20 protein-coding genes are annotated in these 20845 nt (G+C 65.1%); 14 read left to right on the top strand and 6 right to left on the bottom strand.

What is annotated here, in order from left to right:
- Window positions 1-8: 8 nt before the first annotated feature.
- On the top strand, window positions 9-569 hold the full coding sequence (locus C8C93_RS09865; protein WP_121506755.1) for a fasciclin domain-containing protein: 561 nt from the start codon (window positions 9-11) through the stop codon (window positions 567-569).
- 89 nt (window positions 570-658) lie between these two features.
- Here the strand turns inward: C8C93_RS09865 and C8C93_RS09860 are convergent, their stop codons facing one another.
- Both C8C93_RS09860 and fabI read right to left on the bottom strand, forming a co-directional pair.
- A complete protein-coding gene (locus C8C93_RS09860) occupies window positions 659-1504 on the bottom strand; it encodes a DNA ligase (protein ID WP_121506754.1) in 846 nt (281 codons plus the stop codon).
- Window positions 1505-1581: 77 nt separating this feature from the next.
- Window positions 1582-2382 (bottom strand): enoyl-ACP reductase FabI, encoded by an 801-nt coding sequence (fabI, locus tag C8C93_RS09855; RefSeq protein ID WP_055401808.1) that lies wholly within the window; start codon window positions 2380-2382, stop codon window positions 1582-1584.
- A 104-nt stretch (window positions 2383-2486) separates the two neighbouring features.
- On the opposite strand from fabI, the gene C8C93_RS09850 reads away from it, so the two are divergent.
- Genes C8C93_RS09850 through C8C93_RS09835 form a run of 4 tightly spaced genes read left to right on the top strand, consistent with a single transcriptional unit; the run spans window position 2487 to window position 8063 of the window.
- The gene (locus tag C8C93_RS09850; RefSeq protein WP_121508730.1) at window positions 2487-4313 is read left to right on the top strand and encodes an extracellular solute-binding protein; all 1827 of its coding nucleotides are present in this window, start codon (window positions 2487-2489) and stop codon (window positions 4311-4313) included.
- An 18-nt stretch (window positions 4314-4331) separates the two neighbouring features.
- Window positions 4332-5363: a microcin C ABC transporter permease YejB gene (locus tag C8C93_RS09845; RefSeq protein ID WP_121506753.1), complete on the top strand. Its 1032-nt coding sequence runs from the start codon at window positions 4332-4334 to the stop codon at window positions 5361-5363.
- Between the two features lie 22 nt (window positions 5364-5385).
- Complete coding sequence (locus C8C93_RS09840) at window positions 5386-6432, top strand: ABC transporter permease (RefSeq protein WP_121508729.1); 1047 nt, start codon at window positions 5386-5388, stop codon at window positions 6430-6432.
- 11 nt (window positions 6433-6443) lie between these two features.
- On the top strand, window positions 6444-8063 hold the full coding sequence (locus C8C93_RS09835) for an ABC transporter ATP-binding protein (protein ID WP_121419725.1): 1620 nt from the start codon (window positions 6444-6446) through the stop codon (window positions 8061-8063).
- Between the two features lie 257 nt (window positions 8064-8320).
- On the opposite strand, the gene C8C93_RS09825 is transcribed toward C8C93_RS09835, so the two are convergent.
- Together C8C93_RS09825 and C8C93_RS09820 are read right to left on the bottom strand one after the other, a co-directional pair.
- Window positions 8321-8917, bottom strand: coding sequence for a lipocalin family protein (locus C8C93_RS09825; RefSeq protein ID WP_121506751.1), 597 nt, complete (start codon window positions 8915-8917; stop codon window positions 8321-8323).
- A 527-nt stretch (window positions 8918-9444) separates the two neighbouring features.
- Window positions 9445-10428, bottom strand: a complete 984-nt coding sequence (locus C8C93_RS09820) for a PhnD/SsuA/transferrin family substrate-binding protein (protein WP_233559305.1) — start codon at window positions 10426-10428, stop codon at window positions 9445-9447.
- Window positions 10429-10649: 221 nt separating this feature from the next.
- Here C8C93_RS09820 and C8C93_RS09815 point away from each other — a divergent pair, with 221 nt between their 5' ends.
- The 5 genes from C8C93_RS09815 to C8C93_RS25400 all read left to right on the top strand — a co-directional run bounded on the left by C8C93_RS09815 (window position 10650) and on the right by C8C93_RS25400 (window position 15552).
- Window positions 10650-11522, top strand: coding sequence for a hypothetical protein (locus tag C8C93_RS09815; RefSeq protein ID WP_121506750.1), 873 nt, complete (start codon window positions 10650-10652; stop codon window positions 11520-11522).
- Between the two features lie 23 nt (window positions 11523-11545).
- The gene (locus C8C93_RS09810) at window positions 11546-12016 is read left to right on the top strand and encodes a hypothetical protein (RefSeq protein WP_121506749.1); all 471 of its coding nucleotides are present in this window, start codon (window positions 11546-11548) and stop codon (window positions 12014-12016) included.
- 127 nt (window positions 12017-12143) lie between these two features.
- Window positions 12144-13364: a hypothetical protein gene (locus tag C8C93_RS09805; protein ID WP_199727009.1), complete on the top strand. Its 1221-nt coding sequence runs from the start codon at window positions 12144-12146 to the stop codon at window positions 13362-13364.
- Window positions 13349-14332, top strand: a complete 984-nt coding sequence (locus C8C93_RS25640) for a hypothetical protein (protein ID WP_370108681.1) — start codon at window positions 13349-13351, stop codon at window positions 14330-14332. The genes C8C93_RS09805 and C8C93_RS25640 overlap by 16 nt, the downstream gene beginning before the upstream one ends.
- Before the next feature lie 71 nt (window positions 14333-14403).
- On the top strand, window positions 14404-15552 hold the full coding sequence (locus C8C93_RS25400) for an ATP-binding protein (RefSeq protein ID WP_370110818.1): 1149 nt from the start codon (window positions 14404-14406) through the stop codon (window positions 15550-15552).
- Between the two features lie 43 nt (window positions 15553-15595).
- Here the strand turns inward: C8C93_RS25400 and C8C93_RS09795 are convergent, their stop codons facing one another.
- Window positions 15596-16021 (bottom strand): hypothetical protein, encoded by a 426-nt coding sequence (locus C8C93_RS09795; RefSeq protein ID WP_147433749.1) that lies wholly within the window; start codon window positions 16019-16021, stop codon window positions 15596-15598.
- A 174-nt stretch (window positions 16022-16195) separates the two neighbouring features.
- Here C8C93_RS09795 and C8C93_RS09790 point away from each other — a divergent pair, with 174 nt between their 5' ends.
- A complete protein-coding gene (locus C8C93_RS09790; RefSeq protein ID WP_158603259.1) occupies window positions 16196-16729 on the top strand; it encodes a 2'-5' RNA ligase family protein in 534 nt (177 codons plus the stop codon).
- Between the two features lie 82 nt (window positions 16730-16811).
- On the opposite strand, the gene C8C93_RS09785 is transcribed toward C8C93_RS09790, so the two are convergent.
- A complete protein-coding gene (locus C8C93_RS09785; RefSeq protein ID WP_121506745.1) occupies window positions 16812-17705 on the bottom strand; it encodes a LysR family transcriptional regulator in 894 nt (297 codons plus the stop codon).
- 105 nt (window positions 17706-17810) lie between these two features.
- Here C8C93_RS09785 and C8C93_RS09780 point away from each other — a divergent pair, with 105 nt between their 5' ends.
- From C8C93_RS09780 to C8C93_RS09770, 3 genes are read left to right on the top strand one after another with little or no spacing between them, the layout of a single operon-like run.
- Window positions 17811-19175 carry an acyclic terpene utilization AtuA family protein gene (locus C8C93_RS09780; RefSeq protein ID WP_121506744.1) on the top strand — a complete coding sequence of 455 codons (1365 nt, stop codon included), beginning with the start codon at window positions 17811-17813 and terminating at the stop codon, window positions 19173-19175.
- Window positions 19176-19189: 14 nt separating this feature from the next.
- Window positions 19190-19552: a hypothetical protein gene (locus tag C8C93_RS09775; RefSeq protein WP_121506743.1), complete on the top strand. Its 363-nt coding sequence runs from the start codon at window positions 19190-19192 to the stop codon at window positions 19550-19552.
- Between the two features lie 45 nt (window positions 19553-19597).
- Window positions 19598-20590 carry a tripartite tricarboxylate transporter substrate binding protein gene (locus tag C8C93_RS09770; RefSeq protein WP_121506742.1) on the top strand — a complete coding sequence of 331 codons (993 nt, stop codon included), beginning with the start codon at window positions 19598-19600 and terminating at the stop codon, window positions 20588-20590.
- Window positions 20591-20845: the final 255 nt, after the last annotated feature.

The following is a 20845-nucleotide window of genomic DNA, read 5'->3' as shown; positions in this document are numbered from 1 at the left end:
AGATTCTCATGACCCTTCGATTCAACGCCCGCCTCGCCACCATCGCCTTCACCGCAGCCATGGCCGCTGCCGCAATGCCTGCCATGGCGCAGGTCATGGTGGGCGGTGCGCCCATGCTGGCCAGCAAGGACATCATCGACAACGCTGTGAACTCCAAGGACCACACCACGCTGGTGGCCGCTGTGAAGGCTGCGGGCCTGGTCGAAACGCTCAAGGGCCCCGGTCCCTTCACCGTGTTTGCGCCCACCAATGCGGCATTTGTCGCATTGCCCGCCGGCACTGTGGACACGCTGCTCAAGCCCGAGAGCAAGCCCACCCTGACCAAGGTGCTCACCTACCACGTGGTCGCGGGCAAGTACGACGCTGCTGCGTTGTCCAAGATGATTGCAGACGGCAAAGGCATGGCCAGCCTCAAGACGGTGGCGGGCGGTACGCTCACGGCCAAGGCCAGCGGCAATGCTGTCATGGTGACGGACGAAAAGGGCGGTACGGCGACGGTGACGATTGCCGACGTGTACCAGTCCAACGGAGTGATCCACGTGGTGGACAAGGTCCTGTTGCCCAACTGATTGAGCAACGGATGGGAGGGGCTGTCCGTCCGCTGTGCATGGCCGCCGCATCGCAGGGCCGGGATCGGCCAGGGGTTGCTGTGGCCCCGTCAGCGGACCGGCGGCATATCGTCCCGCACACGCACAAAACTCGCGAAGCGCGGCAGGCCCCCGTCATGGGTGCCGCGAAACCGGTACGTCACCCAGCTGCCCACAGGTGGCGGGTCAGCCCGCTGCGCATCGCTGAAACCCGCCCCCAGCCGGAAACGCTGGCCCGAAGGCATTTCCACCAGCAGGGCTCCCATGCGACCGGCGTGGCGGCCCTTGCCAGGCAGGTGGGCGACCACGCGCGCTTCCGTGTCTTCGTGGGTCTTGACCTTGACCAGGTCGTCGCTGCGGCCAGACTGGTAGAGCGAGCTGCCCCGGTGCAGCATCAGGCCTTCGCCGCCCGCCCGCACCGTGCGTTGCAACAGGGCCTGCAGGGCAGCATCGTTGTCGATGCGCTTTTGGGGCACCGCCTGGACCCAAGGCTGGTTGATCTGCATCACCAAGGCATTGAGCGACCGCAGCCGTTCGGCAAACATGCCGCCGTGCCGGGGCAGGTCAAACACCATGAAGCGCATCTGGCGCCAGGCCGCCTCATGAGGCTGCTGTTGGCGCGTGGTGGATTGGGCGTGCGCAAAGCGCCCGCGTCCAGCCCACAGCTCTCCGTCCAAGGGGGTGTTGGGCCACCCGGCGGTGAACCAGGCGGGAGCCATCACCGTTTCGCCGCCCCGCGTGCGCAGCGTGTGGCCGTCCCAGTAGCCCCGCACACCGTCGTATTTTTCGCTGACCCAATAGTCGGCCAGCGGCATGCCGGGCCGGTACACATTGGCCAGCAACAGGGCAGGGGCGTCTGCTGCGTGCGTGGGCAGCGCAGTGAAACTCAGCCACGCCAGCCAGTGCCTGCGAAGCATTTGCTATTAAATTTATAGCTGTCGGCGCTTGTTCAATAAGCGCTAGGACCTGTTTTGATCTGAATTTTTAACGACAATCAGACCTGGTCTGCGCTCAGGCCCGCAGTCTGGCTGAAGCCGCCGTCCACGTAGGTGATCTCGGCCGTCATGCCCGAGGCCAAGTCCGACAGCAGGAAGGCTGCCACATTGCCCACGTCTTCGATCGTCACGTTGCGGCGCAGGGGCGATGCATCGGCCACGCGGCTCAGCAGTTTGCCAAAGTCCTTGATGCCGCTGGCGGCCAGGGTCTTGATAGGGCCGGCGCTGATGCCGTTGGCGCGGATGCTGCGGCCGTCTTCGGTGCGGCCAACGGCCTCGGCCAGGTAGCGCACGCTGGCTTCCAGGCTGGCCTTGGCCAGGCCCATGGTGTTGTAGTTGGGGATGGAGCGCAGCGCGCCCAGGTAGCTCAGCGTCAGCAGCGACGACTTGTCGTTCAGGTAGGGAAGGGCGGCCTTGGCCATGGCGGGAAAGCTGTAGGCGCTGATGTCGTGGGCGATGCGGAAACCCTCGCGCGAAAGGCCTTCGAGGAAATTGCCGGCAATTGCCTCGCGGGGGGCGAAGCCGATGCTGTGCACAAAGCCGTCGAATTGGGGCCAGGTCTGCGACAGCTCGGCAAACATGCGCTCGATCTGCTCGTCGCTGCCCACGTCACAGTCAAAGATCAGCTTGGAGTCGAACTCGGCCGCAAAGTCGGTGATGCGGTCCTTGAAGCGCTCGCCCACGTAGCTGAACGCCAGTTCGGCGCCCTGTGCGTGGCAGGCCTTGGCAATGCCGTAGGCGATGGAGCGGTTAGACAAAACACCCGTGATGAGCAGCTTCTTGCCGGTCAGAAAACCCATGTTCAATCTCCTTTTGGAATGGCGAAATGTCGGCGGGCGGCCTGGCGCATGTGGGTATGCGCGATCTGCAGCGGGGCCCGGCGAACGTAGTGCAGAATTGTCGCATGCGGTTTTGGCTGACTTTTTTGCTGATGGGGTGTGCGGTTCCTGCATGGGCTGCACATGGGTATGCCCTGTGGGGCGAGCCGCGTTATCCCGCCGGGTTTGCGCATTTTGCGTATGTGAACCCAGATGCGCCGAAAGGCGGCGAGCTGCGGCTGGTCAGCAACCTGCGGGTTTCCACCTTCGACAAATACAACCCGTTCACCATCAAGGGCAACGCGCCAGCATATTTGTCGTCGCTGATGTTCGATTCGCTGCTCGCCGGTTCGATGGACGAAACCGCCACCGGTTATGGTCTGCTGGCCGAAGATGTGGAAGTTGCCCCCGATGGTTTGTCCGCCACCTTCCGCCTGCGGCCGGAGGCGCGTTTTCACAACGGCAAGCCCGTGCTGGCGCAGGACGTGAAGCACAGCTACGACACGCTGGTGGGCCCCTTCACATCCCCTGCCTACAAGACGCTGCTGATCGAGGTGGCGGGCGTGGATGTGATCAACGACCGCACCGTGCGTTACCGCTTCAAGCTGCCCAATCGCGAGCTGCCCCTCACCGTCGGTGGCCTGCCGGTGTTCAGCCGCGACTGGGGCGTCGAGAACGGCAAGGCCAAGCCGTTTGACCAGGTGGTGATGGATATTCCCATCGGCAGTGGCCCCTACAAAATCGGCCCGGTGCGTTTTGGCAAGGACATCACCTATGTGCGCGACCCGCAGTACTGGGCGCGCGACCTGAACGTGCGCAAGGGCACGGCCAATTTCGACAACATCCTTGTCAAGATCTACAAGGACAACACTGCGCGGCTGGAGGCCCTCAAGGCGGGCGAGTTTGACCTCATGCGGTTTTTCAGCGCGGGCGACTGGGCCCGACGTGTTACGGGCAAGAAGTTCGATACGGGTGAACTCGTCAAGGGCGAGTTTGTGCACAAGCTCCCCTCGGGTTTTCAGAGCTATGTGCTCAACACCCGCCGGCCTTTGCTGCAGGATGCGCGCGTGCGCCAGGCCCTGGGCCTGGCCATGGACTACGAGTGGATGAACCGCCAGATGTTCTATGGCGCTTACCAGCGGGTGAACGGCCTGTTTGGCAACACGGCGTGCGAAACCAAGGGCAGTCCCTCGCCCGAGGAGCTTGCGCTGATGGAGCCCTACCGCAAGGACATTCCGGCTGCCGCGTTTGGCCCGATGACGGTGCCCCCGCGCACGGATGGCGATTCCTCACTGCGGGCCAACCTGCGGCGGGCGCAGGCTTTGCTCAAGGAAGCCGGCTGGGAGGTGCGCGACGGTGCCCTGCGCAACGCCAAGGGCGAGGCCATGGTGCTCGAATACATGGACAGCAATGAAGGCGGCGTGCGCACCATCACCCCCTGGATGCGCAATCTCGAAAAGATTGGTGTCACCTTGCGGTTTCGGTCAGTGGATTTTGCGTTGTACCAGCAGCGTCTGCAGAAGTTCGACTTCGACATTACCTCGATTGCCTACCAGGGCACCAACAACCCGGGCCAGGAGTTTGCCGACATGTTTGGCAGCCAGGCGGCCGACGTGGAGGATTCCGGCAACTTTGCGGGCGTCAAGAACCCGGCGGTGGACGCGATGATCAAGGCCATGACCTCTGCCAAGACCGAGGCGCAACTGCTTCCCGCCTGCCACGCCCTGGAGCGCATCATTGCGCACAGCCACTACCTCATTCCGCAGTGGACGGCGGGCACACACCGCATGGCCTACAACGCCTGGCGGCTGGCACGGCCGGCCACGGTGCCGCCTTACGCCAGCGGCGAAGGGTGGGTCATCGACACGTGGTGGGCGCGTATTCCTCCCCAGACCGCGCCAGACAAGAAATAGCCATAAGACCGCCCACCCATGTTTGCCTATATTCTCAAACGTGTCTTGCTCATGCTGCCCACGCTGCTGGGCGTGCTCTTGCTGACCTTTGTGGTGATCCAGTTCGTGCCGGGCGGCCCGGTGGAGCAGTACATGGCCGAGGCCAAGGCCGGTGTGGGCGGTGGCGGCGCCGAGGGGGGCGGCCTGAGCTACCGGGGCGCGCAGGGCGTTGACCCCAAACGGCTGGAGCAGATCAAGGCGCTGTACGGCTTTGACAAACCTGCCCATGAGCGCTTCCTGCAGATGCTGGGACAGTTCGCGAGGTTTGATCTGGGCAAGAGCTTTTTCCAGAACAAGGATGTGTGGCAACTGGTGAAGGAGAAACTGCCGGTTTCCATCAGCCTGGGCCTGTGGACATTTTTCATCAGCTACCTCGTCGCCGTGCCATTGGGCGTGGCCAAGGCGGTGCGCGCCGGGTCACGCTTTGATCTGGTAACCACGCTGCTCATTTTGGTGGGCTATGCCATTCCCGGCTTTGTGCTGGGCGTGGCGCTGCTGGTCATTTTTGGTGGGCAATTGCAATGGTTTCCATTGCGCGGGCTTACTTCAGCCAACTGGGATGAAATGACATGGGGCGCGCGCATCGTGGACTATCTGTGGCACATCGCGCTGCCCGTCACGGCCATGGTGCTGGGCAGTTTTGCGGTGACGGCCATGCTGACCAAGAACGCGTTCCTCGAAGAAATCCGCAAGCAGTATGTGCTCACCGCCCGCGCCAAGGGCTTGAGCGAGCGGCAGGTGCTGTGGAAGCATGTGTTCCGCAATGCCCTTATTCCCATCGTCACTGGCTTCCCGGCTGCGTTCATCGGTGCTTTTTTTGCGGGCTCGCTGCTCATCGAAACCCTGTTCTCGCTGGATGGGCTGGGCTTGCTCAGCTATGAGAGTGTGATCCGTCGCGACTACCCGGTGGTGCTGGGCACCTTGTATTTGTTCACACTGATCGGGCTGGTGACCAAGCTCATCAGCGATCTTTGTTATGTGTGGGTGGACCCGCGCGTGAAGTTTGACTAGCCCGAGCGAATCCATGGCCCTGATGAGTTCTGCTTCCGCATCGCCTTCGCTCTCCCCCTCCCGCCGTGCCTGGCTGCGCTTCAAGCGCAACCGCCTGGGGTATTGGAGCCTGCTGATCTTCTGCGCCCTGGTGCTGGTGAGCCTGTGTGCCGAGCTGGTCAGCAACGACAAGCCGCTCATGGTGCGCTATGAGGGGCAGACCTACTTTCCCATGCTCAAGGACTACTCCGAAAAGACCTTCGGGGGAGACTTCGAAACCCCCACCGATTACCTCGATCCCTTCATCAAGGAGCGCATTACCGCAGGCAGCAACTGGGCGCTGTACACCTTGAACCCCTACGGCCCCAACACGCTGAACTACTTTGCCAAATCGCCCAACCCGTCGGCCCCCACGGCCGACAACTGGCTGGGCACGGATGACCGGGGGCGCGACCTGCTGGCGCAGCTGCTGTACGGATTTCGTGTGAGTGTGCTGTTTGGTCTGGCACTCACCATCACCGGCGTACTGCTGGGCATGCTCACCGGGGCCATCCAGGGGTTCTTTGGCGGCAAGACCGACCTGGCGTTTCAGCGCTTCATCGAGATATGGGGCTCCATGCCCGAGCTGTATCTGCTCATCATCTTCAGCGCCGTGTTCGCGCCCAGCATTGCGCTGCTGCTCATCCTGCTGTCGCTGTTTGGCTGGATGGGTTTGTCCGACTATGTGCGCGCCGAGTTCCTGCGCAATCGCCAGCTCGATTATGTGAAGGCCGCGCGGGCCCTGGGGGTGAGCAACAGCCAGATCATCTGGCGCCACATCCTGCCCAACAGCCTGACGCCGGTGGTCACCTTTTTGCCCTTCCGCATGAGTGGTGCCATCCTGGCGCTGACCTCGCTCGACTTCCTGGGCCTGGGGGTGCCGCCGGGCACGCCGTCGCTCGGTGAACTGCTGAACCAGGGCAAGAACAGCATTGACGCGTGGTGGATTTCGCTGTCTACCTTTGCGGTGCTGGTCACCACCCTGTTGCTGCTGACCTTCATGGGCGATGCGCTGCGCGATGCCCTGGACCCCCGAAAGGCCGACCAGTGACCCCTACGGCCATGACCCCTTTGTTGCAGGTTCAGGACCTTCACGTTCGCTTTGGCCCCAAAGAAGTGGTGCGGGGCGTCAACTTCAGCATTGCCGCAGGCGAAAAGCTTGCGCTGGTGGGCGAGTCCGGTTCCGGCAAGACCATCACCGCGTTAAGCCTGCTGCGCCTGGCGGGCAATGCCGCCATCACCGGGCAGGCAACGCTGCAAGGGCGGGGCGACCTGCTGGCGCTGACAGAGCGCGAGATGCGCGGCGTGCGTGGTGGCGACATTGCCATGGTGTTCCAGGAGCCCATGACCGCGCTCAACCCGCTGATGACCATCGGCCTGCAGATTGCCGAAATCCTGCAGCTCAAAAAAGGCCTGACCGGCGCCCAGTGCGCGCAGGCTGCCATCGAGCTGCTGGCCCAGACCGGCATCCCCGAGCCTGCACGCCGGGCCAACAGCTTCCCACACCAACTCTCAGGCGGCCAGCGCCAGCGCGCGATGATTGCCATGGCCCTGGCCAGCAGCCCGAAGCTGCTGCTGGCCGACGAGCCCACTACCGCGCTGGATGTGACCTTGCGCGGCCAGATCCTGGACTTGCTGAGTGATCTGCAACGCCAGACGGGCATGGCCGTGCTGCTCATCACGCACGACCTCAACCTGGTGCGCCGCTTTGCCGACCGCGTGGCCGTGATGGAGCAGGGCGTGCTGGTAGAGCAGGGCCCCGTTGCCGAGGTTTTTGGTGCACCCCAGCACGCCTACACGCGCCGCCTGATTGCCAGCCAACCCCGCCGCGATGTGGTCGAGTCCGATCCGCCCGCAGGCACTGCCCCGGTGGTGAAGACGCAGGATCTGCGCGTGGTCTACCCCACGCCGCTGCCCGGCATCAAGGGCTGGTTCAAGAAGGGCGAGTTTGTGGCTGTGCAGGGCGCCACGCTGCAGTTGCTGCCGGGCCAAACACTGGGGGTGGTGGGCGAGTCCGGCTCGGGCAAGTCCACGCTGGCGCAGGCCATCCTGGGGCTGTTGCCTTACGCCGGCCAGTTGCAGGTCGGGGGTCAGGCGTGGCAGCAACCAGCCATGCGCAATACCCCCGCCAACCAGCAGCTGCGCCGCCGCGTGCAGGTGGTATTTCAAGACCCGTTTTCGTCGCTGTCCCCGCGCCTCACGGTCGAAGAGATCGTGGGCGAGGGCCTGAAGGTGCACGAGCCCACACTGACCGTGGCCCAGCGCCGCATGCGCGTCGAGGCCGCGCTGGAAGAGGTGGGACTGGCCGAAGCACAGTACCCCCGTCTGCTGGAGCGTTATCCGCATGAATTTTCAGGCGGCCAGCGCCAGCGCCTGGCCATCGCCCGGGCTCTTATTGTGCAGCCGCAGGTGCTGGTGCTGGACGAGCCCACCAGCGCCCTGGACGTGACCATCCAGCAGCAGGTGTTGGGTTTGCTCCAGCGGCTGCAAAAAGAAAAGGGCCTGAGCTACCTGCTCATCACCCATGACGTTGATGTGATCCGCGCCATGGCGCACGACGTGGTGGTGATGAAGGACGGCGCGGTGTTGGAAGGTGGCAGCGTGAACGACGTGCTGGATGCACCACAACACCCTTACACCCAGCGCCTGGTGGCGGCGGCCACCGTGCCGGGTATCGGCTGATATTTGAATAGAAATGGCATCAAGGGACCCTCTGCACGAATCACCGCGCCGCGTGCATCTGCGGGCTCGGGCGGTCTGCCGCGTTGCAAATACTCGCAATAGCTGCGGCTATCGCTGCGTTTTGCGCCTTGCAGCCCCTCCCGATCCGCAGCGCACACTTGCCGCTCGATTCGTGCAGAGGATCCCTGGCGCTTATTAGGTAAGCGTGAGTAGCTATCAAAAATATAGCGATTTGCGCTTGCTGGTGTTGAAGCTTTTCAGGTCATCACGGCCCGCTTGGCGTGTTGCTCGCTGGCGGCAGGCATCCACAGAATCTTGCGCACATCCACACCCATCGTCTGTGCCCGCTCCATGAGGTGCTCGCGCACATGCCAGGGCAGGGTGGGCGTGCGTGACAAGATCCACAGGTAGTCGGTGCTGGAGCCCACCACCATGGCCCACTGGTAGTTTTCATCGAGCGCCACCACGTTGTAGCCGCCATAGAACGGCCCGAAGAACGACACCTTCAGGGCCGCCCGCGTGGGCTCGTCCACAAAGCGCGCCGTGCCCTCGGCCTGCTTCCACTCCTTGCGCACTGGGTCGTAGCCTCGGTTGACCACCTTGATCGTGTCGTCGGCGTTGCGGCTGTAAGTGGCGCTGGTCTGGGTCAGGCCGCGCTCAAAGGCGTGGTCGATGCGTGCCACCTCGTGCCAGTGGCCTGCATAGCGGTCTGCGTCAAACCCCGTAACGGGCTGAATGCCCTCGGGCGCGCGGGGCGTGGAGCAGGCCGTGAGCGCCAGCAACGCCATCATTGCGGCAGCGCCGACGATCAGCGGCCAGGGCGAATGGGCACGGGGTGGGGTGTGAATGCGCATGGGGCTTGCTCCTGCTGGGGTTGCTGCCGGGGCTGCCGTTGCACCTGACGTCACCTTATGGCACCTGACGGAATGTGCACTGCGCAGCGGCTGTTCGTGCGATCCACTGTAGGCTCTGCAAGGGGGTCGGTGTGTAGGCGCGCGCTGGCAGCGGCTGTCGGCAGGATGTGCATCGGTGTGGTGGCGCTGCCGTGGTTCCGTACCTATCCAGGCCACCATTCTGGAGCGCTGTCGGAGATGGAGTTGATGGCATTTGCCGCGGCGCACTTCTCGCAATGCGTCCCCCCTGAGTGGCCGCATTCAGACAAGAGTGTTGATGGCTTCCACCAGGCCAGGGGTACGACGGCCTTCCGGTACCGGCGATGCTTTCGTGTTTGCATCCCTGCTTGCCAGGGTCTGCTGGCGCCGGGCGGCCTGTTCTTCCTGGCTCTGTCTTGTTATGGCGGCACTCTGTTGCTGCACCATCTGAGCCCGCAAACCAGAGTCCGGCTTGCGGGCGCGGCGATAGACGCTTTTGACACCGGGACTTATTTGGCGGCAGCCTTGGCAGCCTGCGCCTTCTGCGTCTTGGTGTAGACCTCCATCACCGTCGCGAAGTCGCGCTCGAAATTGATGGGCAAAAAGGTGTCATTGCCTGGCAGCAACTGGCGCAGCTTGGGCGAAAAGCTGTAGCTGTACGAGCACTTCTTCACGCGGGCCTGCAGCTCGGGCGATACGTCCTTGCCCAGCGTCCAGGTCTCGGTCATGAAGGGCGGGCTCTCCCACAGCGTGCGGATGCTGGAGCCCTTCACATCGCCCTTGACCACCATGCGTTGGTACAAATCGCTGGCCACGGCTGCGGCGGGGTAGAAGCCGTGCATCACGCCTGTGACCGAGCGCTCGTGGCCGTTGGAGAACACCACCTCGTAGTTCTGGTCCGGCACCAGCCCGATCGCCGGGAACAGCGCGCGCGGCGCGAGGTTGCCGGAGTTGGAGGTGGGTGTGGAGTGGGCAATCTTCTTGCCCACCAAGTCCTGCGGCTTGGTGAAAGGGCTGTCCACGCGCGAGATCAGGATCAGCGTGTAGGAATTGCGTTTGCCGCTGGCCTTGTTGCCGGGCACACCAAACGGGGCAGGCTGGCCAGCGCCCACCAATTGGGGCACCAGGCCGGGGTTGACCTGCGCCAGCTGTGCCTTGCCGCTGAGGAGGCTGTCGATCAGCTCCTTTTCGCCCAGCACATCGATGTTGGTGCTCTTCTCCAGCGATTCGCCTTGCAGATTCTGCAGATCAATGTTGCCGCAGCGCGCCAGGTGGTTGAAGTAGTCCCCCCACAGCAGCATGGTTTCGCTTTTGGCATAGGTCTTGGGCATGGCCACCACCAGTTTCTCGCGTGGGCTGCCTGCGAAGCTCGTGGCGGCCGGGGTGGCTGCGGTGGCGCGGGCAGGCGCGGCCCGGTCGGTCTGCGCAGCTACCGGGCCCAGCATCAGCGCGGAGCCAGACAGCAGTGCAAAAAAGCGGGTATCGAATCGCATCGTTGTTTTCCCTCCAATTGTGGTGAAAGCGCGCTCTGCGCGCGAGTCGGCCAGTATGCATGAACGTTTTGTGACAATCAGCGCCTTGGTGACCCGTGCGGGTGGACGTTTTGTCAACCTCGCGCCGCCCCGGCATGGACAAGCCTGCAGGGGACATGCGCGGGCCTGGTCCACACAATCCCAATCCATCGCAATGCCTACCGCTGTGAACAGCGTTTCCCATGTCGCAAAACACCCTGACCTTGCAACTGTTTTTCGAAGACCCGATCAAGCTGAAGCTCGCACAGCTCACGTACCAATACCTGTGCTCAGACAACACGGAACAGGCCCAACGCTGGGCGGACAAGCTGGGGGCCGCAAACCTGGAGTCCCTGTGGGATGCGCAATGGTTCAATGCGTCGGCATCTGCCGCTTCCACGCACCTTCTGCTCCAGTTCGACACGGGTACGAGCGACCCACCACCGCTGCGCCAGCTCGAAGCCCTGATTGACCAGGGCCTGCGGGCTGCAGTGCTGGAGATCTTCTACGACCAGGTGGGGGAGACCGAGCGCATGCACTTCGACCGGGGCCAGTGGGTGTCGCGCAAGGCATTCATGGACGCCAACCCGCAGTGGCGCGCAGTGGCAGAGCCTGCGCAGCATGGTGGCGAAGGCCAGGGCAACGGCGGCGAGGAGGGTGGTGAGGCAGATGACCCCTATGCCTGCTCCAAAGACCCGGCCAAGCCCCTTGCCGTGGCCAAGCTGCGCCAGCAGGAGGAAAAGCGCATGCGCGAGGCCCGGGAGGCGGCTGAGGCCTTCGTAGAAATGGCGCAGGCCATGGGCAAAAGCGGCAAATCGCCCATGCAGGGCCTCATTGCCGTGCTGCTGCTGCGCGCCGGGCTCAAGGGGCTGGTGCATGCGGTGGCATTCACGGTCGTCACCGTGTTGCTGTTCAAAGGCTTCTGGCTGTGGATGGGCCTGGGGCTGGTTCTGGCCGTTGCGCTGCCGCTGTACTACATGGTCACTGAGCAAAAGGAGCTGCGCGGGGACGACGGAGACGATGACGCCGACCCGCCTGGCGACGATGGCCCCGCCACGGTGATGGCATCCCAGTAAAAGAATCTCCGGAGAACAACAATATGCTGACGCAAATCGAATGGTGGGGTGGGGTGATCTTTGTGCTGGGGGCGCTGACCTACCGCATGGTCATGGGGGCGCTGGAAAGGCCGGCGGACGGTTTTCCCTGGTACAGGCTCATGATGCACGTGTTCTTTCTGGCCCCGGCCGCGCTGCTGGCGGGCTATTTCTATCCGCTCACGCAGCCCGCGCTGCAATACGGCTACCTCGCGCTGCTGGCCATCTCGCTGCTGGTGGTGGCCGTGATGCTGGTGCAGGAGATGACCGGCGATTCGGGCGAGGGCCAAGAAGAGGGGCGCAGCAAGGAGCCCTTGAAGGAGGGCGCGACAGCCAAGGCCGACGATACCGACGAGTACGAAGAGCCCGGCTGGCTGATGTCGGTGGTCGGCGCCATGGTGCTGTACAGCCCGGTACTCACGGCCTGTGGCCTCGCCAGCTACAAGGCCTGGCCCATGGTGCAGCGCCTGGCGTAGTGCATCCGCAGTGCGCAGTGGGATGGCGGTGGTCTGGCAAGGCTGACAATGCCTGCCCACCATCCCCATGTTTTTCGCTGCCCTTGGTTTTGGCTCGGTGTACCAGCCTTCGTTAGTCCACAACTCCATGTCCCCTGATTCCTTTGCCGATCTTCTGTCGGTCTACATGCGCCGCATCCGCGCCAGCGCCTCCGGCGTGGCCACCGAGATCGGCCTGAGCCGTGAGGCGGTGAACAACTGGCGCAACGGCATCTCGGTGCCCAACCCGCGCTCGCGCGACAAGCTGGTGTCCTGCACCCGGTACCTGCGCCTGACGGAGAGCGAGGCCAACCGCCTGCTCTGCGCCGCCGGGTTTGCACCAGAATTTCCCCTGCAGGCCGAATCCACCGGCGCGCAGCCGTTTGCCGCGTTCCAGGACAAGGTGTTTGCGCAGCTGGCCCAGGCGGTGCCATACCCCATCTCGCTGCTGCTGTCGCCCGCGCACTGGGGGCAGCCGCCGTTCCGGCACGAGCTGCTGCAGCGCGCCCGCGCGCAGTACGGCGAGGGCTCGGTGCTGCACATCCAGCCGCCTTACAGCGTGAGTACGGTGCCCGCCGAATACTTCGCCGCCATCGGCCGCCAATGTGGCCTGGGCGATGTGGCGTCGGACTACGAGTTTGAATCCGCGCTGGAGCGCCGCCTGATGGCGGGTGAGCGCATCTTCTGCCTGGTCAGCCGCTTTGAGCAGGGAACGCCCGCACTGCGCGAAACCCTGGCGGGCATCTTGCGCAGCCTGAGCGAGATGCACAGCGGCCGCCTGCACCTGCTGCTGTGCGGCGGGCAGGCGCTGGCCGACCTCAAATACCGCAGTGGCGATCTCTCCCTGCTCAACATTGCGCAGGTCCACCACTGGCCCGACCCGTCGCTGGACGACCTCACGCAACTGGCCCGCCACCGCTGGCCCGAGCACACCTGGACCGAGCTTGTGGTGGCCGACTTGCAGGCGCTCAGCGGCGGCCATCCCGCGTTGTTTGAAGAAGGGTTGCAGTGGCTGGTAGACCAAGGGGTGGGTGATGGTCATGCATCGTCTGCTGCGTTGCGCACCCACCTGACCAGCAGCCCGCGCCTGTGGCAAACCTTTTTGCCGCTGGCCCAGGCGCCCGCCACGCGCACGCGCTTGCAGCAGCTGCTGCAGGCCGACGATCTGGGCCGCGCGCGGCCCTATCTGCAGGACGACGAACTGCGCAGCCTGTTCTGGGGCAACCTCATCCACGTGCGCGGCACGGGCGATGCGGCGCGGCTGCACTGGCGCTGCGCCACCATCCGCGATGCAGGCTTGATGGTGCTGGACGCATGCTCGAACGCTTGAGCCCCTTTTTCTCCAGGGCCGTGGTGCGTGCCGTGGTCATTGCGGTGGTCACGCTGTTCGTGGCCAGCGCGCTGTTCACGCCGCAGCTCAACCCGGTCACGCGGGGCTCGTTCCTGGCGTCGGTCAATGTAGGCCCGGTGTGGGGCGAGCTGGTGCAGTGGCGCGTCGCCATGATCGAGGCGCGCAACGAGCTGGATGGCTGGCCCAAGGACATCCACCAATACGCACCGCGCATTGCCAACCCGCAGCTGCGCGTAACGTCTCCGCGCCCCAACGTGCTGCAGGCCGACATCGCCCACAACCCCGAGCTGGGCAAGCTGGCGGGCACCCAGGTGGTGGTGGAGCTCAAACCCGGCACCCACACCTGGACGTGCCGCCCCGGCAACCCACCCATTCCACCGGGCTACCTGCCCATCAACTGCCTGGAAGGCAGCTCCGACGACTTCGAGCCCGTCAAACCCGCACCCGACGCAGACCCGTTCGGCTGGCTGCGCTCGCTCATCCTGTGGTGCGGCGTGATCTTTGCCGCAGGCGCCGTGGTATGGGTGGTGCGCCACCCCATGATAGGCGCCGGGCAGCTGCGGCCCGCGCGCCTGCGCCGCACCCCGCTGGCGCGGCTGCCTCAGATCGACCGGCTGCTGCGCTGGCTGCGGCGGCTGGAACCCACGCTGCTGGCTGCCGACATTCGCATGGTGGACTGGCGCCGCGCCGTGGCCTGCGCCCAGGCCACGGGCGGCGAGCGCGCCCCGGCATTGGCCCGCGCGCTGGCCGAGCGCGTGTCGGCCCGCTGCCAGCCCAGCACGGATTGGGCGCTGCCCGGCCAGGTGTTCGAGTGGCAGTTTCCGCCCGACCTGCCCGTGTCGCTGGACCGTTGTTTGGTGTTTGTGCCCACCCCGGCATCGACGAAGCCACCGTGCTGCGCCAGCTGCGTGCCACGCAGACGGGCAGCGATGTGCTGCTCATTCTGAGCGAGCACAGCGTGGATACCCCCTGGCCGCTGCTGCGCGCCCATGCCGACGACCGCGCCAATCTGCATGTGATGGTGGACAGCGCCAGCCAGACCGAATGGCTGATCGGCGGCGAGGCGCTGCAAGCGCTGCTGCGCCAACTGGCCGCGCAGCTGCGCATCACCCGCATCTCGCCGTACCAGACGCGCGGCGGCGTCACGCGCGAAGGCGCCTTCTTCGGCCGCGCCCAGCTGCTGGCGCGTGTCATCAACCGCGAGCCCGCCAACTACCTGGTGGTGGGTGGGCGCCAGCTCGGCAAAAGTAGCCTGCTCAAGGCCGTGCAGCGCCGCATGGCGGGCCACCCGCATACCGTGTGCCATTACGTCTCGCTGCGCGATCACCGCCTGGCGCCGCGCATGGCGCTGCAGTTTGGCCTGTCGGCCGACACGCCGCTTGAAGCCATCGTGGACCATCTGCAGGCGCAGTACCAGGGCAAGCGCCTGGTGCTGCTGATCGACGAGGCCGACCTGTTCTTCCGCGATGAATCGGCCAACGGCTACGTGCAGCTGTCCACCCTGCGCGCGCTCAGCGAAGAGGGGCGCTGCTGGTTCATGCTGGCGGGCTTTTGGGACCTGTATGCCACGGCCGTGCTCGACTACCAAAGCCCACTGCGCAACTTTGGCGAGGTGCTGGCCATTGGCGGCCTGGAGCGCGCCGCTTGCCGCGAACTGGCCACCGAACCACTGCGCAAGCTGCGCCTGGGCTTTGACAACGAAAAACTGGTGGATCGCCTCATCGACGCCAGCGGCCAGCGTGCCAACCTGGTGGCCATCCTGTGCCAGGAATGCCTGGAGGCGCTGTTGCCCGGCGAACGCGTGATCGAAAAGCGCCATCTCGACCAGGCCCTGGCCTCGCAGGCCGTGCAGGACGCACTGGCCGGCTGGGGCCGCCTGAGCCACGACGAAGCCGCCTGCCGCCTCGACCGCATCGTGGTCTACCACACAGTCCAGGCCGGGCAGACCAGCCTGGTCACCCTGGCCCAGCTGCTGCAAAGCCACGGCATCGCGGGCGACGCGCAGGCCCTGCGCCAGTCACTGGCACGCCTGCAGCTGGCCTATGTGCTGCGCAAACATGAGGCAGGCGAATACCGCTTTGCCATCCCGCTGCTGCAGGACCAGTTCGAGCCGACTGAGGTGGAGTTGCTGCTGCACCAGGAGCTGGCGGTGCTGGGTCGCGCTTAGTCCACACAGCCCAGCCCACATCGTTGCCGGTTCCTGTTTCCGCTCACTGGTCAGGTGGGCGGGCCGCCAATCGTCTCAGTACTTCGAGCTCCGTGGGCATGTGTAAAACGCGAATGCCTGTCAGTGCCCCGATGGCCTTTCGTTTTGACCAAATATCTGTTTTGTCACTGGTTATGAAGATGGAGCATCCGGCTTTGATAGCGGAGTCGAGATGTTGCGCGTCAACGCGTTTTCCAATGAGTTTTCGCAGCGGCTCAAAGTGAGCTGTTGGTGCATCGTCGTCCCAGCTGCCGGTATCCTCAGCCCAGCTCAAATGGGCTTGTTCCCAGGTGGAAGCCGAACCAGGGGCGAAATTGGCCACCTTCCGGCTGCGTTGTTCAAAAGGGAAATAGTGGGTTGCGATCAGTCCCGAGGCTTCAAGCTCTGCGATCTCTTTCAACATGCCGCCTGTATCAACATAAACTTTCATCAACCCCTCCTGAGGGCGATTAACCAGTTGCGTTCGTTGTGGGATCTTAATGTTGGACGTCTTCAATCGTCGCGCCGTAGGGGCTCAGTACAACAACGAACGGCCTTTCCGAAAACTGGCTCTCAGGCCTAGCCAACAGCCGTAACTTTTCAGATGCAGCGCGGAGTTTTCCCCTTGAATCCCACCCTCTACACCGTCGCGTACCCCGAGTGTGACGCGGGAGATCTGCAGACCATCGACACCTGGCGCGCGGCCAACGACCCCACCGGCCATGCGCTGGTGCGCCCTCACTTCACGCTGGTGTTTGCCAGCAACTCGGTGGACGCAGCCACCTACCTTGCCCATGTGGCGGCGGTGGCAGCGCGCACGGCACCCATCGCGTTTCACTGCCGCTACGCCATGCTGGGCACCGACGCCCACAGCCCGCGTGCCCATGCCTACCTGGTGCCGGATGAAGGCTACGCGGCGCTGTCACTGCTGCACGACGCGCTCTACACGGGCCCGCTGGCCGATGCGCTGCGGCTAGATTTACCTTACACCCCACACATCACTGTGGGCACTTTCGAGTCCGCGCCTCTGGCGCGCGCGTGGTGCGCTGCGCGCAACCAGGCGGGCGTGTCGGTGCCGGGCCAGGTGGCCGCGCTGTGGGTGGGGCAGGTGGTGGACGGGCGGTTCGAACACCGGGGGCAGTTTGAACTGATCGGCTAGTTTCTTGAAGCGAAAAAGGCTGTTACCGCTCGTCCATCAAGCGCTTTAAGCTATCAAATGTGTAGCTTTCTTGGGGCGCCACTCAAGGCCGCTGCGCCATCACCTGCGCATACAGCGCCTGCGCCGCCACAGACAGGCTCTCGTCCCGTCGCCGCACCAGGTAGATCTGCCGCGTGAGCCCCGGCAGCGACAGCGGCCGCGTGACCAGCCCCGGCTGGTCAAAGTGGAACAGCGTGAGCGCCGGTACCACGCTGATGCCCAGCCCCGCGCGCACCATGCCCATCACGGTGGCGAGTTGCTCCACCTCCATCAGTGTGTGCATGGCCTGCGGGTGCAGGGCGGCCTCCAGGTACTGGCGCACGCTGCTGGTGCGCGCCAGGTGGATGAAGGGCCACGCCGCCAGGTCCTGTGCGGTGATGGCCTTGCGGCGGCGCGCCAGCGGGTGGTCGGGGGGGCACACCACGTAAAAGTCATCACTGCAGAACGGCTCGGCCTGCAGCGCGGGCGTGTTGGCGCGGATGGCGGCCAGCGCAAAGTCGGCATGGCCGCTGGCCACGCGCTCGATGCAGGGCTCGGACAACACATCGGCAATATCGATCTCGATGCCCGGGTGCGCCGCGCGGTACTGCGCCAGCACGCCCGGCAGCCAGCCTGCGGCCAGTGACGGCAGCAGCGCTACGGCCACACGCCCGCGCTGTAGCGTGGCGGCACTGCGCACGGCGGCCAGGGCGCCGGTGATTTCGGCGCGAATGCGGCGGGCCGACTCCAGAAAGTTCTGCCCCTCGGGCGTGAGGTCCACATGCCGTGTGCTGCGGTCAAACAGACGCAGGCCCAGGTCGTCCTCCAGCGCACGGATGAGGGCGCTGAACGCGGGCTGCGACAAATGGCACAACGTGGCGGCGCGTGTGAAGCTGCGCTGCTCGGCCAGCGCGAGAAAGGCATCGAGCTGGCGGCTGGAGAGGTGAGGAGCGCTCATGCGGGGTTGATGTGATTCATCCGGACTTCAGATGGATTCATCGTAACAATCGATTTCACAGAATACCGCAGCCTGCCTACAGTGGGCGCAGGAGACAACGATTCCATGGCGAACAACGCTGACAAAAAACTGCTGGTGGGCTGCGCCGCCGGCTTCTCGGGCGACCGCACCGACGCGGCCCTGCCCGTGGTGCAGGCGCTCATCGCCAGCGGCCAGCCTGCGGTGCTCATCTTCGAGACGCTGGCCGAGCGCACGCTGGCGCTGGCCCAGCTCGCCCGCCGCACCGATCCCGATACGGGCTACGAACCCCTGCTGGTGGACCTGCTGCGCCCCGTGCTGGCGCAGTGCCTGGCGCACGGCGTGCGCATCGTCAGCAACTTTGGCGCGGCCAACCCGCACGGTGCCGCGCGCCGTATCCACGCGTTGACGGCCGAACTGGGCCTTGCCCGCCCGCGCATCGCCGTGCTGCAGGGCGACGACCTGAGCGGCCCTGACCACCGTGCGCTGCTGCAGGGTGCACTGGGCAGCGCGATGCCCACCGAGCCCATCGTCAGCGCCAACGCCTACATCGGTGCGCAGGCCATTGCCGATGCGCTGCGCGCGGGTGCCGACATCGTGGTGTGCGGGCGCGTGGCCGACCCATCGCTGGTGCTGGGCCCCGCGCTGGCGCACTACGGCTGGGCGCTGGACGACTGCGACCGGCTGGCCCGCGCCACCATGGCAGGGCATTTGCTGGAATGCGGCGCACAGGTCACCGGCGGCTACTTTGCTGACCCCGGCTACAAGGACGTGCCGGGCCTCGCCCAACTGGGCTACCCCATCGCCGAGATCGGCGCCGACGGCCACTGCACCATCACCAAGCCCCCAGGCACGGGCGGCTGCATCACCGAGCGCACGGTGAAGGAACAGCTGCTGTACGAGCTGCACGACCCGGCGGCGTACCTCACACCCGATGTGGTGGCCGACATCACCACCGCCCGCGTGACCACCGTGGGCGCCGACGCGGTGCGGCTGGAGGGCGTGCAGGGCCACGCGCGGCCCGCCACGCTCAAAGTCAACGTGTGTTTTGAATCGGGCTGGTTTGCCGAGGGCGAAATCTCCTACGCCGGCCCGCGCGCTGAGGCCCGTGCCCGACTGGCGGGCGAGGTGCTGCGCGAGCGCCTGCAGGGCCTGGGCCCGCTGCGCATCGACCTGATTGGCGTGACCAGCATCTTTGGCGACGACACCAGCCGCTGGCTGGATGCCCCCCACAACGATGGCAATGACGCTCGAGATGTGCGCCTGCGCGTGGCCCTGCAGCACCGCGACCACGCCAGCGCCCAGCGCTTGGTGCGCGAGGTGACCGCGCTGTACACCTGCGGCCCCGCGGGCGGTGGTGGCGTGCGCACGGCGATGCGGCCGCGCCTGGGCACCGTGTCGTGCCTGGTGCCGCGCGAGGCCGTGGCCGTGCGGTTTGAGATGGTGGATTGAGGAGTGCCCACACCATGACAACCACCATCACCGTGCCCCTGTACCGCTTGGCCCACAGCCGCACTGGCGACAAAGGCAACCGCTCCAACATCAGCGTCATCGCCTGGCACCCCGCGCTGTGGGATGTGCTGGTTGAACAGGTCACCGAGGCCGCCGTGGCACAGCAGTTTGCCCAGCGCCGCCCGCGCCAGGTCACACGCTACCTGCTGCCCCAGCTGCAGGCCATGAACATCGTGCTGGACGATGTGCTCGACGGTGGCGTGAATGATTCGCTCAACCTCGACAGCCACGGCAAGGCGCTGAGCTACCTGCTGCTCGATATGCCCGTCACGGTGCCCGCGCACCTGGCGCCGCACTTTGGCGGTCCCACGGCCTAGACCTCCCTTTTCGCTTTTTCATCCATACCAACACCAGGAGACAACATGACCCATTCATCCCCCCGCCGCGCTCTGCTCGCCACTGCTGCAGCACTGGCGCTGGGTGCACTGCACGCCCCAGCGGCCTTGGCCCAGGCGGCTGGTGCCTATCCGACCAAGGCCATCACCTTTGTCGTGCCCTTTGCTGCGGGCAGCGCCACCGACCAGCTGGCACGCGCGCTGGGCCAGTCCATTACCAACGACACCAAGCAGCCCGTGGTCATCGACAACAAGGCGGGCGCCAGCGGCATGATCGCCGCGTCGGCCGTGGCCAAGTCGGCGGCCGATGGTTACAGCGTGCTCATCACCACCAACACCACCCACGCCGCCAACGAGCACCTGTACAAAAAGCTCTCGTACGACCCGGTGAAGGACTTCGCCCCCGTCACCGGCCTGGGCAAGGGCGGCCAGGTGCTGGTGGTCAACGCCAGCGCGCCGTACAAAAACGTGGGCGAGTTGCTGGCCTTTGCCAAGAAGAACCCCGGCAAGCTCAGCTTTGGCAGCGGCAGCTCATCGAGCCGCATGGCGGGCGAAATGCTCAAGCAGCTGGCGGCCGTGGACATCCTGCACGTGCCCTACAAGAGCAACCCGCTGGCCATCACCGACCTGCTGGGCGGGCAGATCGATTTGATGATCACCGACACCTCCACCGGCGTGCCCCAGGTCAAGGCGGGCAAGCTGCGTGCGCTCGGCTATTCCACCCAAAAGCGCAGCGCGCAATTGCCCGATGTGCCCACGCTGGACGAAGCGGGCGTGAAGGGCTACGACATGGGCTACTGGTTTGCAGCCTACGTGCCCGCAGGCACGCCCGCGCCGGTGGTGGCGCGCCTGAACGAGCTGCTGACCGCCGCCACCAAGAGCGCAGCGGCCAAGAGCTTCTTCGAGAACGCGGGCTCCGAAGCCTGGACCACCACGCCCGATGAACTCGCCAAGTTCCAGGCTGCAGAGACGCAGAAGTGGGGCAAGGTGATCAAGGCGGCGGGGATTGAGGCGGAGTAAATCGAAGGCCTGGTAGCGGCGGGGGGTAACACGCGCTGCGCCGGGTCTTCACTCCCTCTCCCCTCGCGGGAGAGGGCGGGGGAGAGGGGGCTCTTCTTCCGAGCGCCGCGCCCCATGCTCCCCCTCTCCCCCACCAGGGGAGAGGGAGTGTCAGCGCGCTTTCAAAGGGTTGTGAAAAATCAAGCCAAATAGGCCTCTACCGCCTGATGGATAAGCGCTGGCAGCTATTAAATTGGTAGTAATTCAGCCGAGGCG

This window comes from Acidovorax sp. 93 (assembly GCF_003633835.1).
Classification (GTDB): Bacteria; Pseudomonadota; Gammaproteobacteria; order Burkholderiales; family Burkholderiaceae_C; genus Acidovorax; species Acidovorax facilis.
This window is presented reverse-complemented; position numbering and strand designations above follow the sequence as displayed.

Bases quoted from the DNA above. Each gene is read 5' to 3' on its own strand.
- C8C93_RS09775 (WP_121506743.1), top strand. From the start codon at position 19,190: ATGACAACCACCATCACCGTGCCCCTGTACCGCTTGGCCCACAGCCGC.
- C8C93_RS25400 (WP_370110818.1), top strand. From the start codon at position 14,404: ATGGTGGACAGCGCCAGCCAGACCGAATGGCTGATCGGCGGCGAGGCG.
- C8C93_RS09845 (WP_121506753.1), top strand. From the start codon at position 4,332: ATGTTTGCCTATATTCTCAAACGTGTCTTGCTCATGCTGCCCACGCTG.
- C8C93_RS09795 (WP_147433749.1), bottom strand. From the start codon at position 16,021: ATGAAAGTTTATGTTGATACAGGCGGCATGTTGAAAGAGATCGCAGAG.
- C8C93_RS09805 (WP_199727009.1), top strand. From the start codon at position 12,144: ATGTCCCCTGATTCCTTTGCCGATCTTCTGTCGGTCTACATGCGCCGC.
- C8C93_RS25640 (WP_370108681.1), top strand. From the start codon at position 13,349: ATGCTCGAACGCTTGAGCCCCTTTTTCTCCAGGGCCGTGGTGCGTGCC.
- C8C93_RS09820 (WP_233559305.1), bottom strand. From the start codon at position 10,428: ATGCGATTCGATACCCGCTTTTTTGCACTGCTGTCTGGCTCCGCGCTG.
- C8C93_RS09825 (WP_121506751.1), bottom strand. From the start codon at position 8,917: ATGCGCATTCACACCCCACCCCGTGCCCATTCGCCCTGGCCGCTGATC.
- C8C93_RS09770 (WP_121506742.1), top strand. From the start codon at position 19,598: ATGACCCATTCATCCCCCCGCCGCGCTCTGCTCGCCACTGCTGCAGCA.
- fabI (WP_055401808.1), bottom strand. From the start codon at position 2,382: ATGGGTTTTCTGACCGGCAAGAAGCTGCTCATCACGGGTGTTTTGTCT.
- C8C93_RS09815 (WP_121506750.1), top strand. From the start codon at position 10,650: ATGTCGCAAAACACCCTGACCTTGCAACTGTTTTTCGAAGACCCGATC.
- C8C93_RS09780 (WP_121506744.1), top strand. From the start codon at position 17,811: ATGGCGAACAACGCTGACAAAAAACTGCTGGTGGGCTGCGCCGCCGGC.
- C8C93_RS09850 (WP_121508730.1), top strand. From the start codon at position 2,487: ATGCGGTTTTGGCTGACTTTTTTGCTGATGGGGTGTGCGGTTCCTGCA.
- C8C93_RS09865 (WP_121506755.1), top strand. From the start codon at position 9: ATGACCCTTCGATTCAACGCCCGCCTCGCCACCATCGCCTTCACCGCA.
- C8C93_RS09860 (WP_121506754.1), bottom strand. From the start codon at position 1,504: ATGCTTCGCAGGCACTGGCTGGCGTGGCTGAGTTTCACTGCGCTGCCC.
- C8C93_RS09840 (WP_121508729.1), top strand. From the start codon at position 5,386: ATGAGTTCTGCTTCCGCATCGCCTTCGCTCTCCCCCTCCCGCCGTGCC.
- C8C93_RS09835 (WP_121419725.1), top strand. From the start codon at position 6,444: ATGACCCCTTTGTTGCAGGTTCAGGACCTTCACGTTCGCTTTGGCCCC.
- C8C93_RS09810 (WP_121506749.1), top strand. From the start codon at position 11,546: ATGCTGACGCAAATCGAATGGTGGGGTGGGGTGATCTTTGTGCTGGGG.
- C8C93_RS09785 (WP_121506745.1), bottom strand. From the start codon at position 17,705: ATGAGCGCTCCTCACCTCTCCAGCCGCCAGCTCGATGCCTTTCTCGCG.